Source organism: Pelagerythrobacter sp. (assembly GCF_041912895.1).
GTDB lineage: Bacteria > Pseudomonadota > Alphaproteobacteria > Sphingomonadales > Sphingomonadaceae > Pelagerythrobacter.
The window spans coordinates 309278-324476 of the sequence record NZ_JAYSGI010000001.1 but is presented as its reverse complement, the minus strand read 5'-3'; the positions used below and the strand labels follow the sequence as shown (position 1 = coordinate 324476).

16 protein-coding genes are annotated in these 15199 nt (G+C 66.4%); 3 read left to right on the top strand and 13 right to left on the bottom strand.

The annotated features are described in order from the left end of the window. Positions 1 to 9: 9 nt before the first annotated feature. The 5 genes from rimK to ACE3QC_RS01690 form a co-directional block, all read right to left on the bottom strand. Positions 10 to 915, bottom strand: coding sequence for a 30S ribosomal protein S6--L-glutamate ligase (rimK, locus tag ACE3QC_RS01710; RefSeq protein WP_374405372.1), 906 nt, complete (start codon positions 913 to 915; stop codon positions 10 to 12). Positions 916 to 925: 10 nt separating this feature from the next. Beyond that, on the bottom strand, positions 926 to 1369 hold the full coding sequence (locus ACE3QC_RS01705; protein WP_374405371.1) for an ATP-dependent zinc protease: 444 nt from the start codon (positions 1367 to 1369) through the stop codon (positions 926 to 928). Positions 1370 to 1386: 17 nt separating this feature from the next. Next, positions 1387 to 2391, bottom strand: a complete 1005-nt coding sequence (locus ACE3QC_RS01700; RefSeq protein WP_374405370.1) for a YncE family protein — start codon at positions 2389 to 2391, stop codon at positions 1387 to 1389. Next, positions 2385 to 4241: a M2 family metallopeptidase gene (locus tag ACE3QC_RS01695; protein ID WP_374405368.1), complete on the bottom strand. Its 1857-nt coding sequence runs from the start codon at positions 4239 to 4241 to the stop codon at positions 2385 to 2387. The genes ACE3QC_RS01700 and ACE3QC_RS01695 overlap by 7 nt, the downstream gene beginning before the upstream one ends. A gap of 109 nt (positions 4242 to 4350) precedes the next feature. After that, entirely contained in the window at positions 4351 to 5109 is a 759-nt protein-coding gene (locus ACE3QC_RS01690) for an alpha/beta fold hydrolase (RefSeq protein ID WP_374405367.1), read from the bottom strand. A 111-nt stretch (positions 5110 to 5220) separates the two neighbouring features. Here ACE3QC_RS01690 and ACE3QC_RS01685 point away from each other — a divergent pair, with 111 nt between their 5' ends. Genes ACE3QC_RS01685 through ACE3QC_RS01675 form a run of 3 tightly spaced genes read left to right on the top strand, consistent with a single transcriptional unit; the run spans position 5221 to position 8336 of the window. Further along, complete coding sequence (locus tag ACE3QC_RS01685) at positions 5221 to 5664, top strand: MarR family winged helix-turn-helix transcriptional regulator (protein WP_374405365.1); 444 nt, start codon at positions 5221 to 5223, stop codon at positions 5662 to 5664. Next, positions 5657 to 6757, top strand: a complete 1101-nt coding sequence (locus ACE3QC_RS01680) for an HlyD family secretion protein (RefSeq protein WP_374405363.1) — start codon at positions 5657 to 5659, stop codon at positions 6755 to 6757. The genes ACE3QC_RS01685 and ACE3QC_RS01680 overlap by 8 nt, the downstream gene beginning before the upstream one ends. Before the next feature lie 4 nt (positions 6758 to 6761). After that, positions 6762 to 8336 carry a DHA2 family efflux MFS transporter permease subunit gene (locus ACE3QC_RS01675; protein WP_374405362.1) on the top strand — a complete coding sequence of 525 codons (1575 nt, stop codon included), beginning with the start codon at positions 6762 to 6764 and terminating at the stop codon, positions 8334 to 8336. A 9-nt stretch (positions 8337 to 8345) separates the two neighbouring features. Here the strand turns inward: ACE3QC_RS01675 and ACE3QC_RS01670 are convergent, their stop codons facing one another. The 8 genes from ACE3QC_RS01670 to ACE3QC_RS01635 all read right to left on the bottom strand — a co-directional run bounded on the left by ACE3QC_RS01670 (position 8346) and on the right by ACE3QC_RS01635 (position 15186). Then, the gene (locus tag ACE3QC_RS01670; RefSeq protein WP_374405361.1) at positions 8346 to 8936 is read right to left on the bottom strand and encodes a hypothetical protein; all 591 of its coding nucleotides are present in this window, start codon (positions 8934 to 8936) and stop codon (positions 8346 to 8348) included. Between the two features lie 14 nt (positions 8937 to 8950). Then, entirely contained in the window at positions 8951 to 9976 is a 1026-nt protein-coding gene (locus ACE3QC_RS01665; RefSeq protein ID WP_374405360.1) for an aspartate-semialdehyde dehydrogenase, read from the bottom strand. Positions 9977 to 10061: 85 nt separating this feature from the next. Next, a complete protein-coding gene (locus tag ACE3QC_RS01660) occupies positions 10062 to 10982 on the bottom strand; it encodes an APC family permease (protein ID WP_374405359.1) in 921 nt (306 codons plus the stop codon). Positions 10983 to 10991: 9 nt separating this feature from the next. Continuing rightward, positions 10992 to 13217 (bottom strand): DPP IV N-terminal domain-containing protein, encoded by a 2226-nt coding sequence (locus tag ACE3QC_RS01655; protein WP_374406615.1) that lies wholly within the window; start codon positions 13215 to 13217, stop codon positions 10992 to 10994. A gap of 165 nt (positions 13218 to 13382) precedes the next feature. Continuing rightward, the gene (gene rplS / locus ACE3QC_RS01650) at positions 13383 to 13748 is read right to left on the bottom strand and encodes a 50S ribosomal protein L19 (protein ID WP_374405357.1); all 366 of its coding nucleotides are present in this window, start codon (positions 13746 to 13748) and stop codon (positions 13383 to 13385) included. 5 nt (positions 13749 to 13753) lie between these two features. Continuing rightward, on the bottom strand, positions 13754 to 14485 hold the full coding sequence (gene trmD / locus ACE3QC_RS01645; RefSeq protein ID WP_374405356.1) for a tRNA (guanosine(37)-N1)-methyltransferase TrmD: 732 nt from the start codon (positions 14483 to 14485) through the stop codon (positions 13754 to 13756). A gap of 48 nt (positions 14486 to 14533) precedes the next feature. Further along, positions 14534 to 14905 (bottom strand): type II toxin-antitoxin system VapC family toxin, encoded by a 372-nt coding sequence (locus tag ACE3QC_RS01640; RefSeq protein WP_374405355.1) that lies wholly within the window; start codon positions 14903 to 14905, stop codon positions 14534 to 14536. A gap of 11 nt (positions 14906 to 14916) precedes the next feature. Next, complete coding sequence (locus tag ACE3QC_RS01635) at positions 14917 to 15186, bottom strand: hypothetical protein (RefSeq protein ID WP_374405354.1); 270 nt, start codon at positions 15184 to 15186, stop codon at positions 14917 to 14919. Positions 15187 to 15199: the final 13 nt, after the last annotated feature.

The following is a 15199-nucleotide window of genomic DNA, read 5'->3' as shown; positions in this document are numbered from 1 at the left end:
GCGAGGCCCTCACCCCGCCCCCTTGGTCTTCGTCTTGCCCGCTTTCGCGTTCGCGGCGACGAAATCGACGATCATCCCGGCGATGTCTTTCCCGGTCGCCGCCTCGATTCCTTCGAGGCCGGGAGAGGAATTGACCTCCATGATGACCGGGCCGTGATTGCTGCGCAGCATGTCCACGCCGCACACGTTCAGCCCCATGCGCTTGGCCGCGCGCAAGGCGGTCGAGCGTTCTTCCGGCGTGATCTTGATCAGCTGCGCACTGCCGCCCCGGTGGAGGTTCGAGCGGAAATCGTCGGGCGCGCCGGTGCGCTTCATCGCGGCGACCACCTTGCCGCCGATCACCAGCGCGCGAATGTCGGTGCCGCCGGCTTCCTTGATGAATTCCTGCACCAGGATGTTGACGTTGGCGCCGCGGAACGCCTCGATCACCGACTTGGCACTCGCCTCGGTCTCGGCGAGCACGACCCCGATGCCCTGCGTGCCTTCGAGCAGCTTGATGACCACCGGCGGCCCCTTGACCGCCTTGATGATCTCCTCGGTCTGCTTGGGATCGTGCGCGAAGGCGGTCAGCGGCAGGCCGAGCCCGTGCTTGGCGAGGATCTGCATCGAACGCAGCTTGTCGCGGCTGCGCCCGATCGCGACGCTCTCGTTGAGCGACCACACCCCGCTCATCTCGAACTGGCGCAGCACGGCAAGGCCGTAGTGCGTGATGGAGGCGCCGATGCGCGGGATCACCGCCTCGTATCCGCTTAGCGGCTCGCCGTTGTAGGTCACGATCGGGCGATGCGAGGCGATCTGCACCGTGCAGCGCAAAGTGTTCAAGATATCGAGCGTGTGCCCGCGCGCCTCCGCCGCCTCCACCAGTCGGCGGTGCGAATAGAGGTTCGCGTTGCGGGCGAGCATTGCGATCTTCATCGCCGCAATCTCATGGTTTGTAACCTTTTTCCACTTCGAGGCCAGGCGTCTGGAGCCACGAATGCCCCGAGTCGACCACGAACCGCCGCCTTAGCGCAGATCGGCCGATAAGCATCGGAAATTTCATGTCCGAACGGTCGGCCAGGCTGATCTCCGCGCGGAATTCGAGCTCGCCGATCCTGAGCGGCGTCTTGATGACGTAGCGCTGCTGAGTCTCGCCGTTGGAACTGGTGATCCCGCGCCGGTCGACGTGCACCGCCTCGCACACCTGGCGCACCTGCTGGCGCTGGAAATCGACCGCGAAGCGCACGTATTCCTCGCCGTCGCGCTCGAACCGGTCGAGCACGATGCCATGCAGCGAGGAGGTGCGCGCGCCGGTGTCGATCTTGGCCGGCACCTCGTGCAGGCCGAGTTCGGGCAGGTGGACCAGCTCGCGCCAGCCCACCGCGGGCATCTTTCGCGGGCTTCCGGTCAATCGACGATCGCCAGCCCGTCGCCGCCATCGCCGGTCGCCAGCCGCCGCAGCACGCGGCCGCTGGCATAATCGACTTCCGCGATCGTGTCGCTGCCGGTTTCCGCCGCGTACACGCGCGATCCGTCGTCGGACCACACGATCGTCACCTGCTGGCGGTCCTCGGCCTCGGCGCGGCTCGACACCGCGATGGTGCGCAGCGGCTTCGCGGTGGCGAGATCGATCACCGTCAGCGATCCGTCGGCGAGGTTGGAGGTGACCGCGACATCGCCCTGCGGCCGGATCGCGAGGCGCAGCGGGAAATCCCCGGTCGCGACCTCGTGGCGCACCTCCAGCGTCTGCGGATCGAGCGCGAAGGCCATGTCCGATCCGCGTGCCGAGACCCACAGCGTTTCGCCGTCGGGCGCCAGGTCGATGCCTTCCGGCTCTTCCCCGACCTCGACCGAGCGCGGCGCGCGGCGGGTCAGCAGGTCGACCAGCGTCACCGTCTTCGACCCCATGTCCACCGTCCACGCGTGGCGCGCGTCGGGCGAAACCGCCAGCATATGCGTGCCATCCTTGCCCGTGCCGAATTCGAACGTCTCGGCATCGTCGGCCATCGGGTTGCGGATCCAGAAGATCGACTTGCGCCCTTCGGCGCTCGCATAGATGTCCCCGTTAGGATGCCAGACGATGCCGTGCGGGCGCGCGTTTTCGCCCAGTTCGATCCGCTTGACGCGCGCGAGGTCGCTGGTGCGGAACAGATCGACGCTCGTCCCGCCGTAGCAGGCGAGCGCGACATGCGCGTCGTCGGGCGAAGTCGCCAGTTCGTGCGGGTTGGCGCAACTGTCCACCCGCGCGACCTCGCGCCCGCTCGCCAGATCGATTTTCGACAGCGAGTTGCCGAACTTGTTGGCGACAAACAGCGCGCCGCCGGTCGAAGCGCTGCCCCCCGCATCCACGCCGGGAACGGGCGCGCAGGCGATCAGCGCCGCGAGCGGCAGCAGGGCGGCGAACCTCACCATCCGGTGGGCTTGCCCTCGTTCTGCTCGTCCAGCCAGTCCTTCAGCGGGGCGAAGTATTCGAGCATCGGCTTGGCGCTCATCTCACGGGTGCCGGTGAACGCCTCCAGCGCTTCGGGCCACGGCTTGCTCGCGCCCATTTCCAGCATGGCGTTGAGGTTCTGCCCCACTTCCTTGTTGCCGTAGAAGCTGCACCGGTGGAGCGGCCCGGTCCACCCGGCCTGCTCGCACGCCGCCTGATAGAACTGGAACTGCAGGATGCGCGCGAGGAAGTAGCGCATGTAGGGCGTGTTGCCCGGAATGTGGTATTTCGCGCCCGGATCGAAGGCGTCTGCCGGGCGCTTGACCGGCGGCGTGATGCCCTGATACTCGCGCTTCAGATCGACCCATGCCTGATTGTAGGTGTCCGGCGTGATCGAGCCGTCGAACACGCCCCAGCGCCACTTGTCGACCAGCAGGCCGAACGGCAGGAACGCGACCTTGTCCATCGCCTGGCGCAGCAGCAGCCCGATATCCTTGTCCGCGCCCGGTACCTGATCGCGCTGGAGCAGATTGATCTGGACGAGATATTCGGGCGTGATCGACAGCGCGACGAAGTCGCCGATCGCCTCGTGGAACCCATCGTTCGCGCCGTTGAGGTAGAGGTACGGCTGCTCGTTGTAGGCGCGCTGGTAGTAGTTGTGGCCCAGTTCGTGGTGGATGGTGACGAAATCGTCCGCATTCACCTTGATGCACATCTTGATGCGGATATCGTCGACGTTGTCGACGTCCCACGCGCTGGCGTGGCACACCACTTCGCGGTCGGCAGGCTTGGTGAAAAGGCTGCGATCCCAGAAGGTTTGCGGCAAAGCCTCGAAACCGAGCGAGGAATAGAACCCCTCGCCCGTCTTCACCATGTCGAGCGGTTTCTTGCCCTGCGCTTCCAGCAGTTCGCCGATATCGTAGCCCAGATCGCCCGACCCCTCGGGCGCGACGAGCGGGTAGATGTTGCCCCACTCCTGCGCCCACATGTTGCCGAGCAGGTCGGCACGGATCGGGCCGTCAGCAGGCTGCACCGCGTCGCCGTATTTCTCGTTGAGCTTCCAGCGCACGTAAGTGTGCAGCGCCTGGTAGAGTGGCTTGGTCTCTTCCCACAGCCGGTCGGTCATCGCGGTGAACTCTTCCGGGCTCATGTCGTAGCCCGAGCGCCACATCGCGCCGACATTGTCGAAGCCCAGTTCGGTCGCGCCCTCGTTGGCGATTTCCACCATGCGCGCGTATTCGCCCTTCATCGGCGCGCCGACGTTGTCGTGCCAGCTTTCCCACATCTCGGCGAATTCTTCCGGCGTATGCTCGAGGTTGCCCATCTCGGCCTCGATGTCGGAGCCGGAGATTTCCTGCCCGTTCAGCGTGCCCTTGCCCTTGCCGTATTGCGAGTTGAGGCTGGTGGCGATCTCGTTCAGCTCGGTCGCGGCGCCCGGCGTGGTCGGTGCGGGCAGGACGAGGCCGTTGCGCAGGATATCGAGCTTGCGCGCCACGTCCGGCCCCAACCCGTCGATCTGCGCGTACTTCGCCGCCTCCAGCGCGTACTCGACCGACTTCTCGGTGCCCTCCGCACCCACCTGCGCCGCCAGCGCATCGGTATCGTCGGTGATGTAGGTCGCGTTGACCCAGTACACGCGGCTCGCATCGACCGAATAATCGAACAGGTCTTTCTCGACCATCGCGACCCATTGCGCCGCGCCTTCGGGCGTCATCGGATACTGCTCGGCGGCGGGTTGTGTCTCGTCCATCGCCTGCGCGGCTTCCTGCGCATGGGCGGGAGCGGCAAGCGATACGGCGAGCGCGGCAAGCGCAACGGGTGCGAATTTCATGGGGCGTGCGTCCTCTCGAATTAAAAACCGGTTTCGATCGTGACCGGTTTGAACCCGAGGCGTGCGTGAATCAAGACGAACGGCGGACAAATCGACGAACGGCGCGCGCTCAGTCCTGCGCGAGAAACTCCACCAGCGCATCGCCCAGCGCACCTTCGGTGACCGAGCTCATATGCGTGCCGGGGATCACGACATGGCGCGCATCGGGCAGCGTCTCGGCCAGTTCCTCCGCCGATCCGTTGTCGTCGTCCATGTCGCCGCACACCACCAGCGTCGGCATCGTGATCTTCGCCAGCTCCTCGGGCGCGGTGTCGTCGACGGACCGGAGCAGCAGGCGCGCGGCGGTACGGTCGATCTTCATCGTCTTCATGAAGCTCACCGCCATGAAGGCGGGGTCGCCACGCTTCACTTCGTCGAACCGGTCGATCGCGTCGATGAAGAAGCCGGCGCGGCGGTTCCATCCGGCGAGCCCCGCCAGCCCCATGCCCGCGAGCACCAGCCGCCGCGGCCGCAACCCCTCGATCACCGCGCGCGCCGCAGTCCGCGCGCCGAGCGAGAAGCCGACGAGATCGTAGTCCTCCAGCCCCAGCGCCTCGACCAGCGCCGCCGCATCCCGCGCCAGCACGCCTTGCGGATAGCCGCTCGCATCGTGCGGCTTCGCGCTGGCTCCGTGCGCCCGCAGATCGGGCATGATCGCCTCGAACTCCGCATCGGCAAGCTTTTGCGCGTGGCCGAAGCGGACCCAGTTCATCTCCGCGCTGGAAAACAGCCCGTGGAGTAACAGGACGGGCCGGCCCTCGCCCATGCGGTGAACGGCAAGTTCGGCACCATCGAACGAGGCAATTCGGGTGGTCTGGAGATCGGTCATGGCCCCCGACTGGAGCGTCGACGGGAGGATGGCAAGCGTGAACGCTTTCCCAGGGCCGAAGCGATCTGAGGAGGCTTGAATATAATAAGCTTCCTTATTATATGCCCACGCATGGACAAGAACACCGGATATCTGCTGTCGGATGCCGGACGCCTGCTGCGCCGTTCCTTCGACGAGCGCGTGCGCGAGCTGGGCGTCACCTCGCCCCAGGCGCGCTTGCTGCTCAATCTCGAGCGCCATCCGCGCCGGAATCAGGTGTTCTACGCCGATCTCCTCGAGATCGAGCCGATTACGCTGTGCCGTATGGTCGATCGCATGGAAGAGGCCGGACTGGTCGAGCGCCATCCGGATCCCGACGACCGGCGTGCGCGACTGCTGCATCTCACCAAGCGCAGCAGCGGCGAGATCGCCCGCATTCGTGCCGCGCTCGACGAGTTGATCGAAACCCTTCTCGACGGCTTCGACGCCGCCGAAACCGCCGCCTTCACGAAGATGCTCGAGCGCATCTCCACCAACCTCTCGGCCCCGCCCAAGGAGCTTGCCGCAAATGGCTGACGCCGATCCCGCCACCCCGCCAGAGGCCGCCGCACGAGCGCCGCTCGACGAGCAGATCCACGAGGAACCGGCCGCGCCCGAAGCGAAGCCGCGCCGCCGCTGGGGTCGGCTCGCGCTGATGATCGCGCTCCCCGTCCTGCTGCTGATCGGCGGCGGGATTTACTGGTGGAGCCTGCAGGGCAAGGTTTCGACCGACAACGCCTATATCCAGCAGGACCGGGTGTCCGTTTCGACGCAGGTCGGCGGAGAGATCGTCGAGATCGCGGTGAAAGACGGCGAGACGGTGTCTCCCGGCCAATTGCTGTTCCGCATCGATCCCGAGCCCTATCGGCTCGAAATCGCCCAGGCGAACGCGGCGATCGCCGAAGCGCAGGCCAACGTGACGGCGCTGAGCAATTCCTCCGATCTCTCCGGCGCTTCGATCGCCGCCGCGCGCGAGGATATCGCGTTTGCGCAGGCAAATTTCGCCCGCAAGGATGCGCTGTTCGAAAAAGGCTTCCTCACCAAGACCGAGCACGACGCCTCCCGGCATGCCGTCCAGCAGGCTCGCGACGAACTGCGGCTGGCGCAGGCGCGCCAGGCCGAAGCCTCGGCCAAGCTTGCGCAAGGCTCCGCGGTGCCGGGCGTGAACCCGCAGGTCGCCGCGGGCGAAGCGCAGCGCGCGACCGCGCAACTCAACTTGCGCCGCACGGAAGTGCGCGCTCCGGTGGCCGGCATCGTGTCGCAGGCGGACCGGCTCCAGCCCGGGCAGCAGATCGTGCAGGGCCTCCCGGTCGTCACCATCGTGCGCGGGACGACCTCTTACGTGGAGGCGAATTTCAAGGAGACCGACCTGGCCGACATGCGCGTCGGCCAGCCGGCCGAGGTACACGTTGACGCCTATCCCGATGTCGTTCTGAAGGGGCGCGTCGCTTCGATCGGCGCGGGCACGGGTTCGGAGTTCTCCGTCCTTCCCGCGCAGAACGCGACCGGCAACTGGGTCAAGGTGACCCAGCGCGTGCCGGTGCGCATCGCGATCGAAGGCAAGAGCCCGCGCCAGCTGATCGCCGGGCTCTCGACCGACGTCACCGTCTTCACCGACGGCCGCGAGTAACCCCGTGGCTTCGGCCGCCCTTCCCGCCGAAGCCGGCGTGCCGCCGGAGGACGCGCCGCAGCTCCACGCACGCAATCAGGGATTGCTGCTGGTAGGGATCATGGCCGCCTCGCTGCTGCAGGTGCTCGACACGACGATCGCCAACGTCGCGATCCCCCACATGCAGAGCGCGCTGGGCGCGACGTCCGAAAGCATCACCTGGGTGCTGACGAGCTATATCGTCGCCTCCGCTGTCGCCATGCCGATCACCGGCTGGCTGGCGGACAAAGTGGGGGGGCGGCGGCTGTTCATCGCCTCGGTCGCCGGATTTATCCTCGCCTCGATGCTGTGCGGGATGGCGCAGAACCTGGAAGAAATGGTGCTGTTCCGCGCGCTGCAGGGCGTCGCGGGCGCGTTCATTCCGCCGCTGAGCCAGAGCTTCATGCTCGATACCTCGCGCCCCAGCCGCCACGCGCAGGTGATGGCGATTTGGGGCATGGGCATCATGATCGGCCCGATCCTCGGTCCGATCCTCGGCGGCTGGCTGACCGAGAGCGCGGATTGGCGCTGGGTGTTCTACGTCAACCTGCCGGTCGGGATTCTCGCACTGGCGGTGTTGATGGCGGAACTGCCGCACCGCGACGGAATGAAGCGCCGTTTCGACGTGTTCGGCTTCGTCATCCTCGGCCTCGCGCTCGCCTCGTTCCAGCTCCTGCTCGATCGCGGCGCGCATCTCGACTGGTTCGCATCGGGCGAGATCTGGCTCTACACCTTCCTCGCCGCCAGCGCGGCATGGATCGCGGTGATCCACATCGCCAGTGCGAAGAACCCGCTGTTCGACGCCGCCATGTTCGCCGACCGCAATTTCAGCCTCGCGCTGTCGTTCATGTTCGTCATCGGCGTGGTCATGTTCGCCAACATGGCGCTGCTGCCGCCGATGCTACAGGGCCTCTTCGGCTACGGCGTGATCGACACCGGGATCGTGCTGATGCCGCGCGGTGTGGGCGTGTTGATATCGATGCAGCTGTCCGGCCTGCTGATCCGCAAGGGTTTCGACGCGCGGTTCGTGGTCGCGAGCGGCTTCGCGATCTGCGCGCTCTCCCAGTGGCAGATGGCGCACTGGTCGCTGGAGACGGACTCGTTTCACTTCATCATGTCCGGGCTGATCCAGGGGCTGGGCATGGGGCTGGTGTTCATCCCGCTCAACGTCACCGCGTTCTCCACCCTGCCCCCGCGCCTGCGCACCGACGGATCGAGCCTGCTCAACCTAGTGCGCTCGCTCGGCGCGTCGGTCGGCATTTCGGTGACGACGATCCTGCTGGCGAACAACGTACAGATCAATCACGAGGAACTGGGCGCGCGGATCACTGCCGAAAGCGTATCGGCACTCGACCTCTCGACGGTCGACCGCTTCCAGTCGCTCGGCCAGGCGGGCCTCGCCGCGCTCGATGCAGAGGTCAACCGTCAGGCCGCGATGATCGGTTACCTCAACGACTACTGGCTGATGATGTGGATGGCGCTCGCCGCCGTACCCTTCGCGTTCCTGATGAAGCCGGGCCGCCCCGGCAGCGCATCCGCCGCGGATGCCGCCGCGCACTGACTGTTCCGCTCAGCGAAAAAAGCAGTTCACTCCGGCGTTGAGCGCCGTGATACGGCCTTCGCGATCGACGAAGCCGCCGATCGTTCCGCCGTCTGGCGTCTCGTAGCCGAACTCGCCTTCCAGCGTGCTGTCGGCCATCTCGACCGCGTGTCTCGCTTGCAGATCCGACAGCGGCGCCCCGGGCCGCGTGCCATCCGCCGTGACGAGATTGGCCGCAGGCTCGGCCAGCCATCCGGCCAGCTTGCCATCGAGGAAATTGAGTTGGAGCGCGCCGAATCCGGCGAACTCCATGGGGCCCGCGCCGCATTCCTCGTTGCTGCTGGCTTCCGGCGCGCCGAAATCAACCGCCATCGCCGCGAGGACGTTCTCGCGCGGCATTCCGAAGGAAAGCTCTGTCGCCGTTCCCCGGCCTTCCACCGCGTTGACGAGGGCGATCCCGTCCGGTGCGAGCGTGACCTCCTTCGCTTCCTCGGGCGACGGCGAGGCCGTGGCAGCGGGGGTGACGGGCGCGTCGTCTTCCGCAACGGGAGCGGACGGTTGCTGGCATGCGGCCAGCGCGAGTATCGCTGCGGCGAGCGAGGCGGTTGAGGCGGCGTTCATGCCACCTGCAACGCTTACCCCTTCTTGAGGTGCCGCCGCCCCAGCAGTTCGGCGATCTGCACGGCGTTGAGCGCCGCGCCCTTGCGCAGATTGTCGGACACGCACCACAGGGTGATCCCGTTCTCCACGGTCGGATCGTCGCGCACGCGGCTGACGTAGGTCGCGCCGTCGCCCGCGCTTTCCACCGGGGTGACGTATCCGCCGTCTTCGCGCTTGTCGACGAGCATCACGCCCGGCGCTTCGCGCAGGATTTCCATCGCGGCTTCGGCCGACAGCTCGCTCTCGAACTCGATGTTCACCGCTTCGGAATGGCCGACGAACACCGGCACGCGCACGCACGTGGCGTTGAGCTTGATCTTGGGATCGAGGATCTTCTTGGTCTCGACCACCATCTTCCACTCTTCCTTGGTCGATCCGTCGTCGAGGAAGACGTCGATGTGCGGGATGACGTTGAAGGCGATCTGCTTGGTGAATTTCTTCGGCTCCAGCGGATCGCCGACGAAAATCGCGCGGCTCTGCTCGAACAGCTCGTCCATCCCGGCCTTGCCGGCGCCCGAAACCGACTGGTAGGTGCTGACCACGACGCGCTTGATCGTCGCCGCGTCGTGCAGCGGCTTAAGCGCCACCACCAGCTGCGCGGTCGAGCAATTGGGATTGGCGATGATATTGCGCGCGGTATAGCCGTCGATCGCGTCGGGGTTCACCTCGGGCACGATGAGCGGAACGTCGGGCTCCATCCGGTAGAGCGAGGAATTGTCGATCACCACGCAGCCGGCCGCCGCGGCCTTGGGCGCATAGTCCTTCGCCGGGCCGCTGCCCGCGGCGAACAGCGCGATGTCCCATCCGGCGAAATCGAAATGCTCGATGTTCTTGCACTTGAGCATCTTGCCGGTGTCGCCGAACTCGACCTCGGTCCCGGTCGAGCGCCCGCTGGCCACCGCCGCGACTTCGTCGCACGGAAACTCGCGCTCGGCGAGGATCTGCATCATCTCGCGCCCGACATTCCCGGTCGCCCCGACGATCGCCACCCGATAACCCAATTCACGTCTCCATCACTGTCTGCGCCGCCGAGATAGCGATTGCACACGCACCCGCAAGCGCACTTTGAATTGCGCGCGCTAAAGCTCAGACGAGACCGGCGAAATGCGCGAGCAATACCGTCAGCGCGCCGAATGCCCCGATCGTGCCCGGCAGCGTGACCCAGCGGCTGCCGACGTTTTCGTACACCGCCAGCACGTTCAGCGTTCCAAACACCAGCAGGAATACGACGCTGGCACCGCTGACGAGCCCGTCGAGCCCGCCCAACACTGCAAGCGCAAGGGCCAGCGCCGCGAGCGCCAGCACCGCCCATTGCGGCGATCCGTGGCTGTTGCGCCGCCCGATGCGGGCGGGGAGCGCACCATCCTCGGCGACCTCGCGGGCAAGCCGCGCCGATGAGAACAGCGTGGCGTTGATCGCGCTTGCGGTCGAAAGTGCAGCGGCGATCGTCACGAGAACCAGTCCCGGCGTTCCGAGCGCGGCCTGCCCCGCCTGCGAAAGCGCGACCTCCCCGTTCTCGATGAGCGCCTGCGTCCCGGTCAGCATCGGCACCGCCAGCGCGATCAATACGTAGATCACGGCCGCGCTGCCGATCGCCAGCGGCATGATGCGGCCCATTATCCGCCTGCGGTCGCGCATCTCGTCGTAATCGTAGGCAACCAGTTCGAAGCCTTCGTAGGCCATGAATACGCTCGCCGCGCCGACGACCACGCCGGCCAGCCCGGGCTGCGCCGCGATCTCCAGCTTCGCCGCATCGAACTGCGACAGGCCGAACGCGGCAAGCCCGCCGAGTATCGCCAGCTTGATCGCGACGATGGCGATCTCGATCCCCGCCGCCTGGCCCGCACCCCTGAGGTTGATCGCGGTCATCGCAAGTATCGCGAATGCCGCCATCGCTGGTGGCAGCCAGTCCGGCCCACCCACGGCATGGCCGACATAGGCGCCGAAAGTATAGGCGTAGACCGCGGCGAGGCCGAGAGAGCCTTTGCTGCTGGCCGGCGCGTTCATTCGGGGCGCTCATTCGGGCGGTGTCACCCCGTGGCGCTCGAGGAAGTCAAACACCGTGTTGTAACGGTGCGGGCTGATGTTCTCCCCCGACACGCGGTGCGTGTAGCCGGGGTAAAGCATCATCTCGAACGGGACATTGCCTTCCTGCATCGCGGCGATGACCGCGGTCGCGTTTTCGAACACCACGTTGTCGTCCGCCATGCCATGGATGATCAGCATCGGATCGCTGATCGCGGTGGCATCGGGGATCGCCGATGCGGCCTCGTAGGCTTCTGCGTCGGCCTGCGGCGTGCCCATGTAGCGTTCGGTGTAGTGGGTGTCGTAAAGCTCCCACTTCGTCACCGGCGCTCCGGAGATGCCGGCCGCGTAGAGGCCCGGATCGGCCTGCAATTGCTTCAGTGTCATGTAACCGCCGTAGGACCAGCCATCGATCGCGATCTTGTCGGGATCGACATATGGCAGCGTCTTGAGGAATTCGGCGCCCGCCTTCTGGTCGCGCACCTCGACGCCGCCCATCGCGCGGTAGATCGGCTGTTCGAACGCGACCCCGCGGTTGGCCGAGCCGCGGTTGTCGATCGCAAAGACGATGTAGCCCTTGTCGACGATCGCCTGTTCCAGCGCCCCGCCCCAGCCCTTGCTCACGACCTGCGCGTGCGGGCCGCCGTAGTGCGAGAAATAGACGGGGTAGCGCTTGCCCGGCTCCATCTCGGGCGTGAGGATGCGGTAGTGCAGCGGCGTGCCGTCCTCGGCCGGGATCGTGCCGTATTCGGGCAGGCGATGGCTGGCGAGGAACGGCGCGTAGGGATGATCGCCCGCGACGGCGTTCTCCTCGATCCACGCCAGCCGTTCGCCCGAGGTGTCCGCGAGATAGCTTTGCGCGGGCTGCTGCGGGCTCGAGCGGGAGACGAGCAGCGTCTGCGCCTTGTCGTCCATGCTCGCCGAATTGGCGTAGGCCGGATCGGTCAGGCGCTCGATGGTGCCGGGATCGGCGAGATCGAAGGCATAGACCTGCTGGGCCAGCACATCGTCCTTCGTGCCCTGGAAATAGACCCGGCCCGCCGTCTGATCGACGCCGACCAGCTTGGTGACGACCCATTCGCCTTGGGTCAGCTGCGTCCATTCGCCGTCCGCGAAGCGATAAAGGTGGCCGAACCCGTCGCGCTCCGACCACCAGATCAGGCTGCCGTCGTCGAGGAAGCGGTAATCGTCGCCGAGGTTGATCCAGTAATCGTCGACCGCTGCCTTCTCGGTGAACAGCACCTCGCTCTCGCCGGTCGCGGGATCGACCTTGAGCATGTCGAGCCGGGTCTGTTCGCGGTTCTGCCGCTGAACGTAGAGCGCGCTGCCGTCGGGCGCCCAGTCTACGCGCGGAATATAGATGTCGGTTTCCTGCCCCAGATCGATCGCGACGCGGTTCTGCCCATCGGGGTCCATCACGTAGAGCTGGACCACGGCGTTCGGACTGCCCGCCACGGGATAGCGCTGGTCGAACACCCGCGTGCCCGTCGCGCCGATCGCCGCGCGGGTGACCACGCCGACGCCGCTTTCGTCGAACCGCGCGACCGCGATGCGGCGATCCTCAGGGCTCCACCAATAGCCGGTCATCCGGCCCATTTCCTCCTGCGCGACGAACTCCGCTCCGCCCCAATGCACCTCCTCGCCGGCTTCCTCGGGCGTGACCGGCCGCGCTTCCCCGCCCACCGGGGCGACCCACAGCCGCCGGTCGCGCACGAACGACACGTACTCGCCCGTCTCGCTCAGCGCCGGGTTCAGTTCGCCCGCCTCGGTATCGGTCAGCCGCACGGCCTCGCCGCCCAGCCGCGCGAGGTACAGATCGCCTTCGAGCGGCACGAGAATGCCCGATCCGTCGTGCGCCCACTGATAGTCGATGATACCCTTGAGGCTGCCGACGCGGGCACGCTCCCGCTGCATCTTCTCCGCCTCGGACAGTTCGCGGCCCGAGCCCAGCTTCTCGCTGTCGACCAGCATCGACCATTCCCCGCTCTCGCGGTCGTAGCCCCACAGGTCGTAACGCTCCCGGTCGTCCGCGCGGTTGCGCAGCAGCGTGAGATAGCGGCCATCGGGCGAGAGCTTCGCCTCGCGCGGGCTCGGCCCGTCGAGGTTCGGGCTCGCGAACACGCGCTCGAACGTCAATTTACCGGTCATCGCGGCGTTCTCTCCTTGCGTTTGCGAAGCGCCGACATCCTGCGCGACGGCGGGCATCGCGCACACCATCGGGACCAGCGCGATGGCGGCGGCATAGGTGAACAGGCGCAAATGGATTCTCCCCGGATCTGTATCGCCCGCGTGATGGCGCGCATGGCCCCAAAAGGAAAGGGCGCCCCAGCCGAAACCGGGACGCCCTTTCGAATATCGTTGTGGCTGGGAAAGGCCGGAGCCTTACTTCGCCACGTTCTCGCGGCGCTCGGCGATGCGGGCGCGCTTGCCGGTGCGGCCGCGCAGGTAGTAGAGCTTCGCCCGGCGCACCACGCCGCGGCGGACCACGGTGATGCTGTCCACGATCGGCGAATAGAGCGGGAAAACGCGCTCCACGCCTTCGCCGAAGCTCATCTTGCGCACGGTGAAGTTCGATCCCATGCCGCGGTTCGACCGGGCGATCACGACGCCTTCGAAGTTCTGCACACGCTCGCGCGTGCCTTCGACGACCTTCACGCCGACGCGCACGGTGTCGCCGGCGCGGAAATCGGGCACGTCCTTGCCCAGGTTCTCGATGGCTTCGGCCTCGAGCTGCTGAATCAGGTTCATCGAACCTATCCTTCTTCGTTTCGCCGCGCGCCAGAGGCAGACTGGTCCCGAGCGCCACTGTAGCGCTCCCAAAGGTCCGGCCTGCGTAACCGTGTGTCGTCTTCGCTGCGTGCCTTGCGCCACGCCGCGATCTTCGCATGATCCCCCGATCGCAGCACTTCAGGGATCGTGCGCCCTTCCCATTCCTGAGGTCGGGTATATTGCGGATATTCGAGAAGCCCTTCCTCGAAGGATTCCTCGGCCCCGCTCGAAGGCGCGCCCATTACGCCGGGAAGCAGGCGAATGCAAGCGTCGAGAATCGCCAGCGCGGCAGGCTCTCCGCCCGAGAGGACGACGTCGCCCAGGCTGACCTGTTCGATCTGCGGCCGCGCCTCGAACAGGCGCTCGTCGAACCCTTCGAAGCGGCCGCACAGGATGACCACGCCGGGGCCTTCGGCAAGCTCGCGAATGCGCGCCTGATCGATCGGCCTGCCGCGCGGCGTCATGGCGAGGACGGGGCGCCCACCCTCCACGCTATCGAGCGCCGCCGCCAGCACATCGGGCTTGAGCACCATGCCCGCCCCGCCGCCCGCCGGCGTATCGTCCACCGTGCGATGCCTGTCGGTCGCGAAGTCACGGATCTGCACCGCGTCGCAAACCCAGTCCTCCCGCTCCAGCGCGCGCCCGGCGAGCGAAACGCCGAGCGGCCCGGGAAACATCTCGGGATAAAGCGTCAGGATCGTGGCGGCGAAGGTCATGCCCGCGCCCATGCGCCAGCCGGGTCCGCGATGGCAAGAGTAGCGAAGCTAAAGCGGCAGGCTCCAGTTCTCGAGCGCGAGGCCCGGCACGTCGGCGAAATCGTCCACATTGTTGGTAACGACGATCGCCCCGATACTGAGCGCGTGCGCTGCAAGCAGCCGATCGAACCGTGCGCGCTTGAAAGGTAGTGTCGCATAAGTACGCGCCGCTGCCTCGTCAAACGGCAACACCGCAATCTCTGCGATGAATGCTTCCAGCACATGCTCTGGTGGAGGCTTGCCCGCCATGGTTCCAAGGACCACCTCGGCAAGAGTTATCGACGATATGGCAATCTCGCCAGGGCGGCATTGGCCGATCCGCTCCGTCAGATTTTCATGCCGCTCGGGATCCATGGAATAGACCACCGCGTCAGCATCCATTAGATAGCGTATCAAGCCCCTCCACCTGCCTTGCGCGCCGCAATCGCGCTAGGCCGCTCTTCGAAGTCCTCGCGCGGCACCAGCCTGATGCCTGGCGCCTTACCCGCAAAGCCGCTGACGTCGATCCGCTCAGGTGATTCCGGCTTTCGGCGCAAATGAAGATCGCCGTCTTCATTGCTGACGATCCACTCGCCGCCAGCCTTTATCCCCAGCGCGGCCGGCAGGCGCAAGGCCACCGAATTGCCCGACTTGAAGCTCTTGGCGGTCAGTTCCTTGCCCATCGCGGCCTCCGTA

Excerpts from the sequence above, each read along its gene's own strand:
- rimK (WP_374405372.1), bottom strand. The coding sequence starts at position 915 with ATGAAGATCGCAATGCTCGCCCGCAACGCGAACCTCTATTCGCACCGC.
- ACE3QC_RS01705 (WP_374405371.1), bottom strand. The coding sequence starts at position 1,369 with ATGCCCGCGGTGGGCTGGCGCGAGCTGGTCCACCTGCCCGAACTCGGC.
- ACE3QC_RS01700 (WP_374405370.1), bottom strand. The coding sequence starts at position 2,391 with ATGGTGAGGTTCGCCGCCCTGCTGCCGCTCGCGGCGCTGATCGCCTGC.
- ACE3QC_RS01695 (WP_374405368.1), bottom strand. The coding sequence starts at position 4,241 with ATGAAATTCGCACCCGTTGCGCTTGCCGCGCTCGCCGTATCGCTTGCC.
- ACE3QC_RS01690 (WP_374405367.1), bottom strand. The coding sequence starts at position 5,109 with ATGACCGATCTCCAGACCACCCGAATTGCCTCGTTCGATGGTGCCGAA.
- ACE3QC_RS01685 (WP_374405365.1), top strand. The coding sequence starts at position 5,221 with ATGGACAAGAACACCGGATATCTGCTGTCGGATGCCGGACGCCTGCTG.
- ACE3QC_RS01680 (WP_374405363.1), top strand. The coding sequence starts at position 5,657 with ATGGCTGACGCCGATCCCGCCACCCCGCCAGAGGCCGCCGCACGAGCG.
- ACE3QC_RS01670 (WP_374405361.1), bottom strand. The coding sequence starts at position 8,936 with ATGAACGCCGCCTCAACCGCCTCGCTCGCCGCAGCGATACTCGCGCTG.
- ACE3QC_RS01660 (WP_374405359.1), bottom strand. The coding sequence starts at position 10,982 with ATGAACGCGCCGGCCAGCAGCAAAGGCTCTCTCGGCCTCGCCGCGGTC.
- ACE3QC_RS01655 (WP_374406615.1), bottom strand. The coding sequence starts at position 13,217 with ATGGTGTGCGCGATGCCCGCCGTCGCGCAGGATGTCGGCGCTTCGCAA.
- rplS (WP_374405357.1), bottom strand. The coding sequence starts at position 13,748 with ATGAACCTGATTCAGCAGCTCGAGGCCGAAGCCATCGAGAACCTGGGC.
- trmD (WP_374405356.1), bottom strand. The coding sequence starts at position 14,485 with ATGACCTTCGCCGCCACGATCCTGACGCTTTATCCCGAGATGTTTCCC.
- ACE3QC_RS01640 (WP_374405355.1), bottom strand. The coding sequence starts at position 14,905 with ATGGATGCTGACGCGGTGGTCTATTCCATGGATCCCGAGCGGCATGAA.
- ACE3QC_RS01635 (WP_374405354.1), bottom strand. The coding sequence starts at position 15,186 with ATGGGCAAGGAACTGACCGCCAAGAGCTTCAAGTCGGGCAATTCGGTG.